Source organism: Streptococcus infantis (genome assembly GCF_047463175.1).
GTDB classification, from domain to species: Bacteria; Bacillota; Bacilli; order Lactobacillales; family Streptococcaceae; genus Streptococcus; species Streptococcus infantis_AC.
On record NZ_JASHEJ010000001.1, the window covers coordinates 661,949 to 677,802 of the forward strand.

The following is a 15,854-nucleotide window of genomic DNA, read 5'->3' on the forward strand; positions in this document are numbered from 1 at the left end:
CACAAATTTCAAACAAGAGTGCAAGAAAAACGAGTTTGTTTCCTTAAGCTTGAAGGATGTACCCTGTTCTAGGATACAAAGCCTATATGATAATCCCTTCCAAATGATCCAATTCGTGTTGACAAATCTGAGCCGGAAAACCCGTCAGGGTAATGGTCTGCTCTTGCCAATGGATATCTCTGTAGCTTACTGTAATCTTCTCATACCTAGTTGTCGGTCTTACACCTGTCAAAGACAAACAACCTTCCTCTGTCTCGTATGATCCTTCAAAAGATTGGAGAACTGGATTAAACATAACCATGGGAATCATTCCGATATTAAAAATAATGACGCGTTTTTGTACCCCAATCATATTGGCCGCTAGTCCAACACAGCTTTCTCGGTTAGCCTGTAGGGTATCCTGCAAATCCTTTACTAGGGGTAAATCTTCCTGACTAGCAGGCTGGGATACCTGCGACAAAAACAAGATATCTTTGACAATTTTCTCTTCCAACTACTATTCCTCCATCTTTTTCTCAACTTGATTATAGCATAAAATCTATCTCTGTTTACCATATATAAAAGCAAAAAAGCCATCCAAAGATGACTTTTCAATGTTTAAATAGCGTTTTTATCTTTTCCAAGTGCTCGTTGAACTGCTTTGACAATTTCAACAAGGACTACAATCATAAGTGCTCCTACAGCGACCACCATCCATTGAGTCAAGCTCAAGTTTGAAACGTGGAAGAGATTATTAAATCCAGGAACCAAAATTGTCACCACAAAGAGGACGAAGGCAACTGGGATAGACCAGTTAAAGGTCTTGTTCGTAAAGAGTCCCACTTTAAAGATTGATTGGTAAACTGACTTAACGTTAAAGGCATGGAGCAATTGGATCAGACCGAGAGTTGCAAAAGCCATGGTAAGGGCATCCGCATGGATTTCAGTATGACCTTGGTGCTCTGGGAAGAGAAGAGCCCAACCATAAACACCCAAAACTAGCATGGTTTGGAAGATCCCTTGATAAATGATTGCTCCGAAGACACCACCATCAAAGAAGTTAGACTTACGCCCACGAGGTTTGTGAGTCATGACGCCTGGCTCAGCTGGTTCCACACCAAGGGCGATGGCTGGTAGCGTATCTGTTACCAGGTTAATCCAGAGAAGATGCACTGGTTGAAGCACATCCCAACCTAACAATGTTGCAAAGAAGATGGTGAAAACTTCAGCCATATTAGCAGACAAGAGGTATTGGATGGATTTTTGGATATTTGAGAAGACCTTACGTCCTTCTTCTACCGCTACGATAATGGTTGCAAAGTTATCATCAGCAAGGACCATATCAGATGCTCCTTTAGAAACTTCTGTACCTGTAATCCCCATACCGATACCGATGTCAGCTGTCTTAAGTGAAGGCGCATCGTTGACCCCATCACCCGTCATAGCGACAACCTTACCTTCATTTTGCCAAGCTTTAACGATGCGAACCTTGTGCTCAGGTGATACACGTGCGTATACAGAGTATTGCTTGAAGACTTTTTGGAATTCTTCATCAGTGAGTTCATTCAATTCAGCACCAGTGAAGACATGGTCTTCTGTATCATTTGGATCAATGATTCCAAGACGTTTGGCAATAGCTTCCGCTGTATCTTGGTGGTCACCAGTGATCATAATCGGACGGATACCTGCTTCTTTAGCGACACGTACAGCTTCTGCAGCTTCTGGACGCTCAGGGTCAATCATGCCGACCAAACCAGAGAAGATGAGGTCAGATTCAACAATTTCAGATTCCAAGGTTGGAATTTCATGACTTGTCTTGTAAGCCATCATCAAGACACGAAGGGCTTGTTTAGCCAAGTCTTTGTTGGTTGCAAGGATGGCATTTTTATCCTCTTCTGTGATTGGACGAACTTCCCCATTGACTTCGATACGAGTCACACGCTTGAGCAATTGGTCAGGTGCACCCTTGACAGCGATAAAGTAAGAACCGTCAGATTCCTTATGAATGGTAGACATGAGTTTACGGTCTGAGTCAAAAGGCAATTCAGCCACACGTGGCTCATCCTTCAAGACTTCACGGACATCAAAGTTGTGGTCCAAACCAAACTGTACAAGAGCAGTTTCAGTAGGGTCACCGATCAATTTGCCAGATGGGTCCACCTTGGTATCGTTGGCAAAGTTCATGACACGGAGGGTATTGTTGCTAGCCGCAATTTCAGATGCCGAGCTTTGCAATTGACCGTTGGTATAAACCTTTTCAACAGTCATTTGGTTCATCGTCAAAGTACCTGTTTTATCAGATGCAATGATTTCTGTTGAACCAAGCGTTTCAACCGCTGGCAATTTACGGACGATAGAATTCCGTTTGGCAAGGGTTGTAGTTCCCAAAGATAGAACGATGGTTACAATAGCAGGAAGCCCTTCTGGAATAGCTGCAACCGCAAGGGCAACCGCCACCATCAAGCCTTCTAATGGATGTTCGCCACGAACAAAGACACCAACCAAGAAGGTAATCACTGCAATCACAATGATTAAGTAAGTCAAGGCCTTAGATAATTGTTCCAAGCTTTGCTTCAACGGTGTTTCTGTTTCGTCTGCGTTGGCCAACATATCCGCAATCTTACCAACTTCTGTGTACATACCAGTGTTGGTCACGACACCAATACCACGACCGTATGTTACGTTTGAGTTTTGGTAACCCATGTTAACACGATCCCCGATACCAGCATCTGCTTCAACAAGTCCTGTCACATCTTTTTCAACTGGCACAGACTCCCCTGTAAGAGCTGCTTCTTCTATTTTAAGAGAAGCTGCTTCAAACAAACGCATATCTGCAGGAACGACATCTCCCGCTTCAAGCAAGACGATATCCCCAGGGACCAATTCTTTTGAGTCAATCTCAATAACATGATCATCACGACGAACACGAGCCATCGGGCTAGACATATTTTTCAGAGCTTCAATGGCTGCTTCTGCTTGCCCTTCTTGGTAAACCCCAAAAGCAGCATTCAAGACAACAACGGCCAAGATGATAATGGCATCCGTTAGACCGTCCATTCCTTCTGTAATCACAGAAAGTGCCGCTGCCGCAAGCAAGATGATAATCATCAAATCCTTAAATTGATCAAGGAATTTAGCTAGTAGACTACGTTTCTCGCCCTCTTCCAACTCATTTCGACCATAAGTCGCTAAGCGTTCTTGAGCTTGAGCAGTTGACAAACCTTCGATAGATGAGTCCAAGTTCTTTAGGACTTCTTCTGAGGTCTGTGTGTAAAACAAGTCTTTATTTTGTTCTTTCGACAAAACAGTCTCCTCCTTTTTGGCCTCTTTTTACAAAAAAAGAGACCTGTTTTTTAAAAAAACAAGTCTCGCTGTTTAATATAGTGCCGGAAATAATTCGTAATGACGACACTATCGCGGTTAACCGCCAGCTACTCCCTTGAGTAGTTCTATTATATCAATTTTTTTTACTTTATTCAATAACTGAAAGAACATCTAATCAATTTAATATAATTCTAGGCAACTAATTTTTTCCTTCTACACTTTGAACACCAAAAAAGACTGCCATCCATTGATTAAACCAAGCATCACTATTTGGACGTAAATTTTCCGTCCCAAGATAGGCATTATATAAATATTTAGGCTGCTTAAAAAATTTTAATACAACTTTGTCTCGACCTGTTTTTTGAGCATTTCTTAGCTCTGTATACTGCTGTTGAACTTGAATATACGTTTCATAATTATCTTGCACAACATTATTGTAGGAAACACCAAATTTAATGGCTACTACTATTACATAAACAACTAGAAGTTTTTCTAATGATTTTATATTGTCAAGTGTTAATTTTAATAACTGAATAACTGCTAAACAAATAAGAATACTTGCTCCAAAGAAAACTCTATCTGGTTTCTCATTACTAGCAATGAGACTATATATACAAGCAAAATGAGCTAGCATTACAAAACATACTTCGATAAATTGTTCTTTTTTTATCAGTTTGCTGACCAATAAATAACCGACTAATATTGCAATCATTAAATATAAGACTTCGTATTTTCCAAAAGATAATTGGACTAATTCAAATATCTTTCCTTTAAGATTATCAAAAATTGCAATCTCACCTGCTCTATGACGAGAACCAGGCGAAGAAATCATTAAAAAGAAACCTACTGTAGCACTAACAATTTCAATAATTTTCCACTTTGGAAAATTATCTTTCCATATATGAAATGTCAAATATAGTATGCCCCAGAGAATAAATGCTGGAGAAGTATTTTCATTCCCTGCCCCCATCAAGAAGGCTAGCAATACAGTAAAAGGTAAAAGATTTATACGAAGATCTTTCTTGGTAAATAGATAGAACCACAATAAATCTATGACTGCTGTCCATAGATAATTTCCTGAACCTGATATCCATAAGACCGTTTTTCCAATTTCTGGTAAAAACCACCAAAGCATAAAAAATGATAAAATCAGGAAAAAGACACGACTATTTTTAGAATTTACCTTAATTAAATTAGAACTTAACTTCTCTATTAATACTATAAGTAGTACAAAAACAATTGAATTAAAAATATTAAAATATACTTTATCAAATTGCATAAAAATTTGAACAATGCTATGCCCTGTGAAGCGACCATTCCATATTGTCCAATGATTTACTTGAGATGTAACTAAATCAAAAATATTTTTGATTGTTTCTTCATTTCCAGTAGGTAGATAACTCTTATAAATATATCTATAACGAAAATCATCTGAAGTATATAGTGTAAAATGATTTAGAATATAAATCAAAATAAAAATGAAGCTACACATTAATAAATAACTAACTAAAGGCTTTCTACAAACTTTCACGATTTTTCTCCTTTACCAAATATATAGGCCTTTTTTTGGTTTCTAGAAATATTTTTCCAATATATTTACCCATAATACCAATTGAGAGCAATTGTAGGCCACCTAAGAAAAGGATAACTGTCATAATTGAAGTCCACCCTGAAGTAGGATTTCCCATTATCAAAGTTCTAACCACAATTAAGAACATTAAGATAAAGGACACTAAACACACCAATCCTCCCATGAAAAATGAGATATTAAGCGGAGCATCTGAAAAGTTAATTATTCCTTCAAGTGAGTATTTAAATAGAGACCAAAAACTCCACGAAGTATTTCCTGCCACCCGTTCAACATTATTATATTCTAAATATTTAGTTTTAAAGCCAACCCAAGCAAAGATACCTTTTGAAAAGCGATTATATTCAGATAGCTCCAATATTGCATCTACCATTTGACGACGCATCAAGCGAAAATCACGTGCACCATCAACAATATTTAACTGACTAATTTTATTAATGATACGGTAAAATAATTTTGCAAAAATCGAACGGATAAATGGTTCTCCCTTACGATTAACACGGTAGCTTCCTACACAGTCAATATCTTCATCTTCATCTAGTATAGATTTCATTTGGACTAATAACTCTGGTGGATCCTGAAGATCCGCATCCATGACTGCAACATAGTCTCCCTTTGCTTGCTTCAATCCAGCATAGAGAGCAGCCTCTTTACCAAAATTACGTGAGAAAGACACATAATTGACTCGGTTATGTTCACTACTCAACTTTCTTAAAATAGATAGAGTTCCATCTTTTGAACCATCATCAACAAAAATATATTCTATATCTTCATGAATCTGTAAAGCAATTTTTTCAACTTCTCTGAAAAAAATCGGGATAGATTCTTCTTCGTTAAAGCAAGGAATTATTATAGAAATTGTCATTATTCTAAAGTCTTTCTAGTTTTCAGTTTTTTTCTTCTTTAACATAAATTAAAGGCAATAAAGGAATACTCATCATATAAGCATAAGAATATCTAAAATAGTTTTCAACGGGTGAATAGATGCATGTTAAAATGATCAATGAACAACAAACATTATAAGTTTGGTCTTAAATCTTGTTTTAAGATAGCTAGCATCAGTATTAGTATTAATCCGATTGTGTTTAAATCTACCTATTTCAACTATACTATATAGTATAGTCAACTTATCTCTGCAAGTGAATTAGGTGCTAGAATGAAAATTAAAGTTATCTGATAATATTTTTATATAAAAAAGTATAATGGTACGAATAATATTTTAACACGTTTTCTTTTTTAAAAAAAGTATTTTATATTTTATTCTATCATCTCCATCCATTTGAATTTTCCTTGGAAAACCAGTATAATGAAAGAATACTAAAATGCTAGAAGGGGAGTTAGATGAATCAATCGGTTTCAAACTTAAAATTGGCTGAGCGTGGTGCCATTATCAGTATTTTGACCTATCTATTCTTGTCTGCAGCTAAGCTAGCGACCGGACACCTCCTCCATTCATCCAGTTTGGTGGCAGATGGTTTTAACAACGTTTCAGATATCGTTGGAAACGTGGCCCTTCTCATCGGGATTCGTTTGGCTCGCCAACCGGCAGATAGAGATCATCGCTTCGGCCACTGGAAAATAGAGGATTTGGCAAGTCTCATCACTTCCATCATCATGTTTTACGTTGGCTTTGATGTTCTACGTGACACCATCCAAAAAATACTCAGCCGAGAGCAAACAGTCATTGATCCACTTGGGGCGACTCTGGGAGTCATCTCTGCTATCATCATGTTCGCCGTTTATCTCTACAATACCCATCTGAGTAAGCAAGCTAAATCAAAGGCCCTCAAGGCAGCAGCTAAGGATAATTTATCAGATGCCGTGACATCTCTTGGAACTTCTATTGCTATCCTGGCTAGTAGCTTCAACTATCCAATCGTGGATAAGTTGGTCGCTATTATCATTACCTTCTTTATTCTTAAAACAGCTTATGATATTTTCATCGAGTCATCCTTCAGCCTTTCTGATGGTTTTGATGAACACTTGCTAGAAGATTACCAAAAGGCTATCATGGAAATTCCTAAGATTAGCAAGGTCAAATCTCAACGCGGTCGTACTTACGGAAGCAACATTTATCTGGACATCACACTTGAGATGAACCCAGATCTGTCTGTTTTTGAAAGTCACGAAATTGCGGACCAGGTCGAATCCATGTTATCAGAACGCTTTGGTGTCTTTGATACAGACATTCATATCGAACCAGCACCAATCCCTGAGGATGAAATTCTAGATAATGTCTATAAAAAATTGCTCATGAGAGAGCAACTAATTGACCAAGGAAATCAACTGGAGGAATTACTTGCAGAAGACTTCATTTATATTCGCCAGGACGGACAAGAACTGGACAAGGATGCCTATACGGCTGAAAAAGAATTAACCTCTGCTATCAAGGAGCTTCATTTAACCTCTATCAGCCAGAAAACAAAGCTCATCCGCTACCAAGTCGGTGATACCATTCATACCAGCATCTGGCGCCGTCACGAAACTTGGCAAAATATTTTCCATCAGGAAACGAAAATAGAAAAAGAGAGTGGGACAGAAATCGGTAATTCGTTAGAATTCGATTTCGTCGTCCCACCTCCGCACAGTTGAGTAGGGCTGTAAAAGTAGATGAAATCAGCGTAGTAGAGCCCACTCAACCACTGCGTCTTGCTCGACAATCCAACATCAAAAAGAGGCTAGGACTTTTTGTCCCAGCCTCTAATTTTTTATTCTTATTTTGCAATGCTCTTAGCAAGAACGAAGTTTCCTAGTGTAGCTGAACCATTACCAGCAACAGCTGGAGTCACGATATAGTCACGTACATCTGGGACTGGTAGGTATCCGTTGAGCAAGGATGTGAATTTCTCACGTACACGGTCAAGCATATGTTGTTGAGCCATAACCCCACCACCAAAGACGATGACATCTGGACGGAAAGTTACAGTCGCATTCACTGCAGCTTGAGCAATGTAGTAGGCTTGAACATCCCAGACAGAGTTGTTGAGTTCAATGTTTTCCCCACGAACACCTGTACGAGCTTCCAAACTTGGACCAGCTGCATAACCTTCCAAACATCCATTATGGAAAGGACAAACACCTTTAAATTCTTTTTCAATATCCATTGGGTGTCTAGCCACATAATAATGACCCATCTCAGGGTGACCAACACCGCCAATAAACTCGCCACGTTGGATAACGCCTGCACCGATACCTGTACCGATAGTGTAATAAACCAAGTTTTCGATACGACCGCCGGCATTATTACGAGCAACTACTTCACCGTATGCAGAACTGTTTACGTCTGTCGTGAAATACATAGGCACGTTTAGAGCGCGACGAAGAGCACCAAGCAAGTCTACATTTGCCCAGTTAGGTTTTGGAGTTGTTGTGATAAATCCGTAAGTTTTTGAGTTTTTATCGATATCGATTGGACCAAATGAACCAATGGCAAGTCCTGCAAGATTGTCGAATTTTGAGAAGAATTCGATGGTTTTATCGATTGTTTCAATTGGTGTTGTTGTAGGAAATTGTACCTTTTCTACAACGTTATAGTTTTCATCTCCGACAGCACAGACAAATTTTGTACCGCCTGCTTCCAAACTTCCGTATAGTTTTGTCATGATAAACCTCTTGTAATTGTTTTCTCTATTATAGCATATTCCCATAAGGAAAATTACTCTATATTTTAGTTTTTTCTCTGTAAATTTAATCATTCAAGCAAAAACGAACAAACATCACATTTGTTCGTTTTTTGATTTATTAAGCTTTAACTTCGATGATTGCATCCCCCTTAGCAACTGATCCAGAAGCAACTGGATTTACTGAAGCAAAGTCTGCAGTGTTTGTTACGATAACCATAGTTGTGTTATCAAGACCTGCAGCAGCAATCTTAGCTGAGTCAAATGTTCCAAGAACATCTCCAGCTTTAACCTTGTCACCTTGGGCAACTTTATGGTTGAAGCCTTCACCGTTCATTGAAACAGTGTCGATACCAACGTGAATTAAGATTTCAGCACCGTTAGCTGTTCTCAATCCATAAGCATGGCCAGTTGGGAAGACGATTGTTACTTCAGCATCAGCTGGTGCATAAACAACATCTTGGCTAGGTTTCACGGCGATACCTTGTCCCATAGCTCCACTTGAGAATACTGGGTCATTCACATTTGAAAGAGCAACAACGTCACCAACGATTGGTGTTTGGATGACACCTTCGCTAAGTGAAACAAGATTACCAGTTACTGCTTCTTCTGTTAAACGGTCAGTTTCAGCTTCAGAAATTGCTCCTGCAACCTCTTCTACTTCATCTTCGTAACCAAACATGTAAGTAAGAGCAAAACCAAGTGCAAAGGATACAGCTACCATAAGAAGGTATTGTAGAAGTTGTCCATTCCCAATGTAAAGCATTGTACCAGGGATGACTGTGATACCATTACCAGTACCAGCAAGTCCAAGGATTGAAGCAAGTCCACCACCGACTGCACCAGCAATCAATGAAAGGAAGAAAGGCTTACGGAAACGCAAGTTAACCCCGAAGATAGCAGGCTCAGTAATACCTAGGAAGGCAGAAAGAGCAGCTGGGAAAGCAAGAGTTTTAAGTTTAGGATTTTTAGTTTTCACACCAACGGCAACAGTTGCAGCACCTTGAGCAGTCATAGCTGCAGTAATGATAGCGTTGAATGGGTTAGCGTGGTCAGCAGCAAGCAATTGAACTTCAAGCAAGTTGAAGATGTGGTGAACACCTGATACGACGATTAATTGGTGAACTCCACCAATCAAGAAACCACCAAGTCCGAATGGCAAGTTAAGAATAGCTTTTGTTCCAATGAGAATGTAGTTTTCAACAACGTGAAAGACTGGTCCGATAACAAACAATCCAAGGATTGACATTACAAGGAGTGTTACAAACGGTGTTACCAAGAGGTCAAGTACATCTGGAACAACCTTACGAACTGCTTTTTCAAACTTAGCTCCGACAACCCCGATGATGAAGGCTGGAAGAACTGAACCTTGCAAACCTACAACTGGGATAAATCCGAAGAACTGCATTGCAGTTACTTCACCACCAGACGCAACAGCCCAGGCATTTGGAAGTGAATCAGAAACGAGCATCATACCAAGAACGATACCAACAGCTGGGTTACCACCGAATACACGGAAAGTTGACCAAACAACCAAACCTGGCAAGATAATAAAGGCAGTGTCTGTCAAGATCTGAGTATAAGTTGTCACATCTTCTGGAAGTGTCATTCCAAGAGCAGTCAAGAGACCACGAACACCCATGAAGAGACCAGTTGCTACGATAACTGGAATGATTGGAACAAAGACGTCACCGAAAGTACGGATGGCACGTTGGAACCAATTTCCTTGTTTTGCAGCTTCTGCTTTCATATCTTCTTTAGAAGATGTTGGCAACCCAAGAGCTACGACTTCATCGTACATCTTGTTTACTGTACCAGTACCAAAGATGATTTGGTATTGACCTGAGTTAAAGAAAGCGCCTTGAACTTTTTCCAAGTTCTCGATAGCATCCTTATTGATTTTCGCTTCATCCTTCACCATCACACGGAGGCGAGTCGCACAGTGAGCTACACTGTTGACGTTCTCACGTCCACCCAAGGCTTCGATGACTTTTTTTGCAATTTCTGTATTGGTCATTTGCAAAAATCTCCTTATAAAAAAATTTGTTCTTGTTTGAAAGCGATTTATTCGCCCTACGAGTATTATTTTATCATCTTTCAAAAATATGTCAAGCGTTTTGCAGAAAAAGTTTTTTGATTGTTAAAATTTTTGATAGTTTTTGCTACTTTCTTGATAAAATTCTCTCAAAAAGGCCTGTTTCTACGTGTTTTTATGTGTATTTTTTCAAAATCTTTCATATTTTCATTGATTTTCATAAAAATAGGTTTCTAATTATCTGTCAATCGTTTGGCATTTTTTTCTTAAATTCGATATAAAAGACTTGCTTTTTTATAAGGAAACGTTTACTATAAAGATAGTAGAATTTATGGAGGGAATATAAATGGAATGGACTACCGAGCGTCGTTATAGACGCTATGAAGATTGGACACAAGAAGAAATAAAACAAATCAAAGAAAATATGTCGCAGTCACCATGGCATACAAGCTATCACATCGAACCCAAGCAAGGTCTTCTCAACGACCCGAACGGTTTTTCTTACTTTGATGGCAAGTGGGTTGTCTTTTACCAAAATTTCCCCTTTGGTGCAGCCCACGGTTTGAAATCTTGGGTTCAGCTTGAAAGCGACGACTTGGTTCACTTTACTGAAACAGGTGTAAAAATATTACCTGATACTCCTCTGGATAGCCACGGTGCCTACTCTGGTTCTGCCATGCAGTTTGGCGATAACTTGTTCCTATTTTATACAGGAAATGTCCGTGATGAAAACTGGGTACGTCACCCTTATCAAATCGGTGCCTTAATGGATAAGGATGGAAAAATCGAAAAGATTGATAAAATCTTAATTGATCAACCAGCTGATGCTACTGACCACTTCCGTGATCCACAAATTTTTAACTTTAAAGGACAATACTATGCTATCGTCGGCGGTCAGGACTTGGAGAAAAAAGGATTTGTCCGTCTCTACAAAGCAGTCGATAACGATTATACAAACTGGCAAGAAGTTGGTGATTTGGACTTCAACAATGACCGTACTGCCTATATGATGGAGTGCCCAAATCTTGTCTTTGTCGGAGAACAACCTGTCCTTCTCTACTGTCCACAAGGTTTGGATAAAAAAGTTCTTGACTATGACAATATCTATCCAAATATGTATAAAATTGGTGCTTCCTTCGACCCTGAAAATGCTCGTTTGGTAGATGTGTCTGAACTACACAATCTAGACTATGGTTTCGAAGCCTATGCCACTCAGGCCTTCAATGCTCCTGATGGACGTGCCTTAGCAGTAAGTTGGCTTGGTTTACCAGATGTTTCTTATCCATCTGATCGCTTTGATCACCAAGGAACTTTCTCATTGGTCAAAGAATTAACTATTAAAGATGGAAAACTCTATCAGTATCCTGTAGCAGCCATCAAGGACCTCCGTGCTTCAAAAGAGGAATTTTCAAATCGTTCTGAAACTAAGAACACCTACGAACTTGAACTAAACTTAGAGGCTAATAGCCAAAGTGAAATCATCCTTCTTGCTGATAAAGACGGCAAGGGGCTCTCTATCAATTTCGATCTTGTCAATGGCCAAGTAACCGTTGACCGCAGTCAAGCAGGTGAGCAATATGCTCAAGAATTTGGAACTACTCGCTCATGTCCAATTGATAACCAAGCCGCTACTGTAAATATCTTCATCGATAATTCAGTCTTTGAAATTTTTATTAATAAAGGAGAAAAAGTATTTTCTGGTCGTGTCTTCCCACATGAGAACCAAAATGGAATCGTGATTAAATCTGGAAACCCAACTGGAACTTACTACGAATTAGAATATGGTCGCAAAACTAACTGATGTCGCAAAATTGGCTGGCGTCAGCCCTACTACTGTTTCACGTGTCATCAACAAAAAGGGGTATCTTTCAGAAAAAACCATTCAAAAGGTTAATGATGCTATGCGTGAGCTGGGCTATAAACCCAATAACTTAGCTCGAAGTCTTCAAGGAAAATCAGCCAAGTTAATCGGTTTGATTTTCCCCAAAATCAGCCATGTGTTCTATGCTGAATTGATTGACAAATTGGAACACGAACTCTTCAAAAAAGGTTACAAGACCATCATCTGTAATAGTGAGCATGATTCAGAAAAAGAACGCGAATACATCGAAATGCTAGAAGCTAATCAGGTGGACGGCATCATTTCGGGAAGTCATAACCTTGGGATTGAGGATTACAATCGCGTAACCGCTCCAATCATTTCATTTGACCGTAACCTATCACCAGACATACCTGTCGTTTCTTCTGATAACTATGCTGGCGGTGTCCTAGCTGCTCAGACCTTGGCTAAAACCGGAGCCAAGTCTATCATTATGATTACAGGTAATGACAACTCCAATTCACCAACTGGACTTCGTCATGCTGGTTTTGCTTCAATCTTGCCAAAGGCTCCTATTATCAATGTTTCCAGTGACTTTTCACCCCTTCGTAAGGAAATGGAAATTAAAAATATCTTGACCAAACAAAAACCAGATGCGATTTTCGCCTCTGATGATTTGACTGCTATTTTGGTTATTAAAATTGCTCAGGAGCTTGGTCTCTCTGTTCCTGAAAAACTCAAAGTGATCGGCTATGACGGGACTTATTTTATCGAGAATTTCTACCCTCACCTCACTACCATTAAACAACCCTTGGAAGAGATTGCTCGCCTAACAGTTGATTTGCTCTTACAAAAAATTGAAGGCAAAGAGGTTGCTACCACTGGTTATTTCTTGCCAGTTAGTCTCTTACCAGGTAAAAGTATTTAAACAAAAAACTCGGACTGAATCAGTCTGAGTTTTTCTTATAATCTTAATTTTTTCAAGAGTGTTTGGGCTTTTTCTAAGTTAAAAGTTTTTTCAGCAATCAAGCTTTCTACCAACTTAGGCACTTCAGCCTCTGTGGCTCCTGCAAGGAGGGCCAGTGACTTCGCTTGAAGTTTCATGTGTCCATGCTGAATTCCTGTGCTGACAAGAGCTTTAAGAGCTGCAAAATTTTGTGCAAGACCAATTGACACGATAATTTGAGCCAATTCCTTAGCTGATGGATAACCTAGCAGCTCATGACTGAGAACTACACGAGGATTAAGACCAATTGATCCACCTTTGGTAGCAACTGGCATCGGCATAGTCAGCTCTCCTATTAGCTCTTCGGTTTCCAAATCCATCGTCCAACGACTGAGACCTCGATAAGCACCATCATGACTGGCATAGGCATGTGCTCCCGCTTCAATGGCCCGCCAATCATTTCCAGTAGCAATCAAGAGAGCATCGATTCCATTAAAGATTCCCTTATTGTGAGTAGCTGCTCGATAAGGATCTGCTTGAGCAAATTGGCTGGCTAAAACCATTTTTTCTGCTAGTTCACGCGCTTCATCCTTCTGGCGACTCAAATAACGAAAGGCAATCCGACAAGTTGCAGTTACTAGAGAATCTGTTGCGTAGTTGGATAGAATTCCCATTAAACTTTGCCCTTGACTTAGAGCCTCTAGACTTGGTTTTAAAGCTTCAAGCATGGTATTGAGCATATTAGCTCCCATGGCTTCCTGAGTATCGACATGGAGATAAACCACTAAAAAGTCAGCCTCACCAGAAATTTTCTCAACTGTTAGCTCTCTGGCTCCACCACCACGTTTGACAATAGATGGATAGGCTTGGTTTGCTTGTTCGAGTAGCCCTGCTTTCTGACTCAAAATAGCCTGGCATGCTTTATCCCTATCTAGAACCTGATAAAGAGCTACCTGACCAATCATTTGGCGTTGATGAATCTGAGCAGTAAAACCACCCGCACGTTTGATAATCTTACTAGCAAAACTAGCCGCAGCAACGACAGATGGTTCTTCTGTTACATAAGGAACTGTGTACTCTTGACCATTTACCAACACTTCTGGAACTACTGAGTATGGAAGTGAGAAGGTCCCCACTACATTTTCACTCAGTTGGTCCGCAACTGCTATACTAAGATTTTCATTTTGCTCAAGACTTTCTTGGGCTTCCATAGAAGTAAGCGCCTGAGACTTAACTAACTCAAGGCGCTCTTGAATTGATTTTTTAGCAAATCCATTCCAATTTTTTTTCATTATTTTTCAACCTTGCTGTAGCGACGTTGGTGTTCTACAATCTCAACCAGAGCATAGTCCTGTCCTTCATAGCCTGACATGGTTGCAGAACCGGACTCATCCAAGTTTGCTTCCTCAAAGAAGATTCGTTCATAATCAGCTACGCTCAATGCTTGACGCTGGTCTAACAATTCTAAGCGATTTTTCTGCAATTGCTGTTCATAGCCTTCAACCAATTCCACACTGAAGAACTCAGATACAGCACCACTTCCATAGCTATAGAGAGCTAGCTTGTCCCCTGCTTTGAGACTATCAGAATTTTCAAGAAGAGACAAGAGTCCTAAAAAGAGTGAACCTGTATAGATATTCCCAACCTTTTGGCTGTAAATAATGGACTGATCAAAGTGTTTTTGAAGTAAATCCTTTTTCTCTTGAGGTAGAGATTTATCGAGGATTTTTTTCAATCCCTTGAGAGCTAGCTTTGGATATGGCAAATGGAAACAAATAGCTTCAAAATCATTCAAGTCGCAATCATAACGCTTTTGGTACTCTTCCCAAGTCGTTTTTAAGCTATCCAAATACTGCTGTGTTGAGTAGACTCCATTTACAAATGGTGTCGTTGAATAATTTGGACGCCAAAAGTCCATGATATCACGAGTCTGCGCAACGTTATCGTTGTTGAAGACCATAACACGTGGATTTTGACTAATCAACATGGCAACACAGCCTGCTCCTTGGGTTGGTTCCCCAGGAGTTTCGACACCATATTTTGCAATATCACTAGCTAGTACCAAAACTTTTGATTTAGGAGAATTTTCTACGTGTAACTTAGCATAGTGAAGGGCCGCAGTTGCACCATAGCAAGCTTCTTTGATTTCAAAACTACGAGCAAAAGGTTGAATTCCAAGTAGACCGTGTACAAAAACTGCAGCCGCCTTACTTTGATCGACTCCAGATTCTGTCGCTACGATAACCATATCAATCTCTTGCTTCTCTTCTTCAGTCAGGATAGAATTTCCTGCACTGGCAGCCAAGGTAACAATATCCTCTGTTAAAGGAGCAATACTCAATTCTTTTAAAAGGAGTCCTTTACTCAATTTTTCAGGATCAGTTCCTCGAGCTTCTGCTAAATCTTGTAATTTCAAAACGTATTGACTGGTCGCAAAACCAATCTTATCAATACCGATTTTCATATTTACCTCTATTTTTATCATTCATTGTAAAAATTCGTTCACCTCTATTTTATCATAATTGAGGTCAAATGAGCGAAAA

At 39.4% G+C, this 15,854-nt stretch carries 11 protein-coding genes; 3 read left to right on the forward strand and 8 right to left on the reverse strand.

Annotation, left to right across the window (positions count from 1 at the left end; translation table 11 throughout):
* Nucleotides 1-82 precede the first annotated feature (82 nt).
* The 4 genes from QM859_RS03450 to QM859_RS03465 form a co-directional block, all read right to left on the reverse strand.
* Nucleotides 83-493, reverse strand: coding sequence for a peptide deformylase (locus QM859_RS03450; RefSeq protein WP_414262132.1), 411 nt, complete (start codon nt 491-493; stop codon nt 83-85).
* 104 nt (nt 494-597) lie between these two features.
* Nucleotides 598-3,282 (reverse strand): cation-translocating P-type ATPase, encoded by a 2,685-nt coding sequence (locus QM859_RS03455; RefSeq protein ID WP_414262133.1) that lies wholly within the window; start codon nt 3,280-3,282, stop codon nt 598-600.
* A gap of 220 nt (nt 3,283-3,502) precedes the next feature.
* The gene (locus tag QM859_RS03460; RefSeq protein ID WP_414262134.1) at nt 3,503-4,834 is read right to left on the reverse strand and encodes a DUF3329 domain-containing protein; all 1,332 of its coding nucleotides are present in this window, start codon (nt 4,832-4,834) and stop codon (nt 3,503-3,505) included.
* Nucleotides 4,821-5,756: a glycosyltransferase family 2 protein gene (locus QM859_RS03465; RefSeq protein ID WP_414262135.1), complete on the reverse strand. Its 936-nt coding sequence runs from the start codon at nt 5,754-5,756 to the stop codon at nt 4,821-4,823. Before QM859_RS03465 ends, QM859_RS03460 begins: the two co-directional genes overlap by 14 nt.
* A 476-nt stretch (nt 5,757-6,232) precedes the next feature.
* Here QM859_RS03465 and QM859_RS03470 point away from each other — a divergent pair, with 476 nt between their 5' ends.
* Nucleotides 6,233-7,483 (forward strand): cation diffusion facilitator family transporter, encoded by a 1,251-nt coding sequence (locus QM859_RS03470; RefSeq protein WP_414262136.1) that lies wholly within the window; start codon nt 6,233-6,235, stop codon nt 7,481-7,483.
* Between the two features lie 122 nt (nt 7,484-7,605).
* Here the strand turns inward: QM859_RS03470 and scrK are convergent, their stop codons facing one another.
* Together scrK and QM859_RS03480 are read right to left on the reverse strand one after the other, a co-directional pair.
* A complete protein-coding gene (gene scrK, locus QM859_RS03475; RefSeq protein WP_314943862.1) occupies nt 7,606-8,493 on the reverse strand; it encodes a fructokinase ScrK in 888 nt (295 codons plus the stop codon).
* A 139-nt stretch (nt 8,494-8,632) separates the two neighbouring features.
* On the reverse strand, nt 8,633-10,528 hold the full coding sequence (locus QM859_RS03480; RefSeq protein ID WP_414262137.1) for a sucrose-specific PTS transporter subunit IIBC: 1,896 nt from the start codon (nt 10,526-10,528) through the stop codon (nt 8,633-8,635).
* A 364-nt stretch (nt 10,529-10,892) separates the two neighbouring features.
* Between QM859_RS03480 and QM859_RS03485 the strand changes: the two genes are divergently transcribed.
* Together QM859_RS03485 and QM859_RS03490 are read left to right on the forward strand one after the other, a co-directional pair.
* Entirely contained in the window at nt 10,893-12,347 is a 1,455-nt protein-coding gene (locus tag QM859_RS03485) for a sucrose-6-phosphate hydrolase (protein ID WP_414262138.1), read from the forward strand.
* The gene (locus QM859_RS03490) at nt 12,328-13,293 is read left to right on the forward strand and encodes a LacI family DNA-binding transcriptional regulator (RefSeq protein WP_036759232.1); all 966 of its coding nucleotides are present in this window, start codon (nt 12,328-12,330) and stop codon (nt 13,291-13,293) included. Before QM859_RS03485 ends, QM859_RS03490 begins: the two co-directional genes overlap by 20 nt.
* A gap of 35 nt (nt 13,294-13,328) precedes the next feature.
* On the opposite strand, the gene QM859_RS03495 is transcribed toward QM859_RS03490, so the two are convergent.
* Together QM859_RS03495 and QM859_RS03500 are read right to left on the reverse strand one after the other, a co-directional pair.
* Entirely contained in the window at nt 13,329-14,603 is a 1,275-nt protein-coding gene (locus QM859_RS03495) for a hydroxymethylglutaryl-CoA reductase, degradative (protein WP_414262139.1), read from the reverse strand.
* On the reverse strand, nt 14,603-15,775 hold the full coding sequence (locus QM859_RS03500; protein ID WP_414262140.1) for a hydroxymethylglutaryl-CoA synthase: 1,173 nt from the start codon (nt 15,773-15,775) through the stop codon (nt 14,603-14,605). Before QM859_RS03500 ends, QM859_RS03495 begins: the two co-directional genes overlap by 1 nt.
* Between the last annotated feature and the right edge of the window lie 79 nt (nt 15,776-15,854).

Coding starts and splice junctions, on each gene's coding strand:
- QM859_RS03465 (WP_414262135.1), bottom strand. CDS start 5,756: ATGACAATTTCTATAATAATTCCTTGCTTTAACGAAGAAGAATCTATC.
- QM859_RS03470 (WP_414262136.1), top strand. CDS start 6,233: ATGAATCAATCGGTTTCAAACTTAAAATTGGCTGAGCGTGGTGCCATT.
- scrK (WP_314943862.1), bottom strand. CDS start 8,493: ATGACAAAACTATACGGAAGTTTGGAAGCAGGCGGTACAAAATTTGTC.
- QM859_RS03480 (WP_414262137.1), bottom strand. CDS start 10,528: ATGACCAATACAGAAATTGCAAAAAAAGTCATCGAAGCCTTGGGTGGA.
- QM859_RS03485 (WP_414262138.1), top strand. CDS start 10,893: ATGGAATGGACTACCGAGCGTCGTTATAGACGCTATGAAGATTGGACA.
- QM859_RS03490 (WP_036759232.1), top strand. CDS start 12,328: ATGGTCGCAAAACTAACTGATGTCGCAAAATTGGCTGGCGTCAGCCCT.
- QM859_RS03495 (WP_414262139.1), bottom strand. CDS start 14,603: ATGAAAAAAAATTGGAATGGATTTGCTAAAAAATCAATTCAAGAGCGC.
- QM859_RS03500 (WP_414262140.1), bottom strand. CDS start 15,775: ATGAAAATCGGTATTGATAAGATTGGTTTTGCGACCAGTCAATACGTT.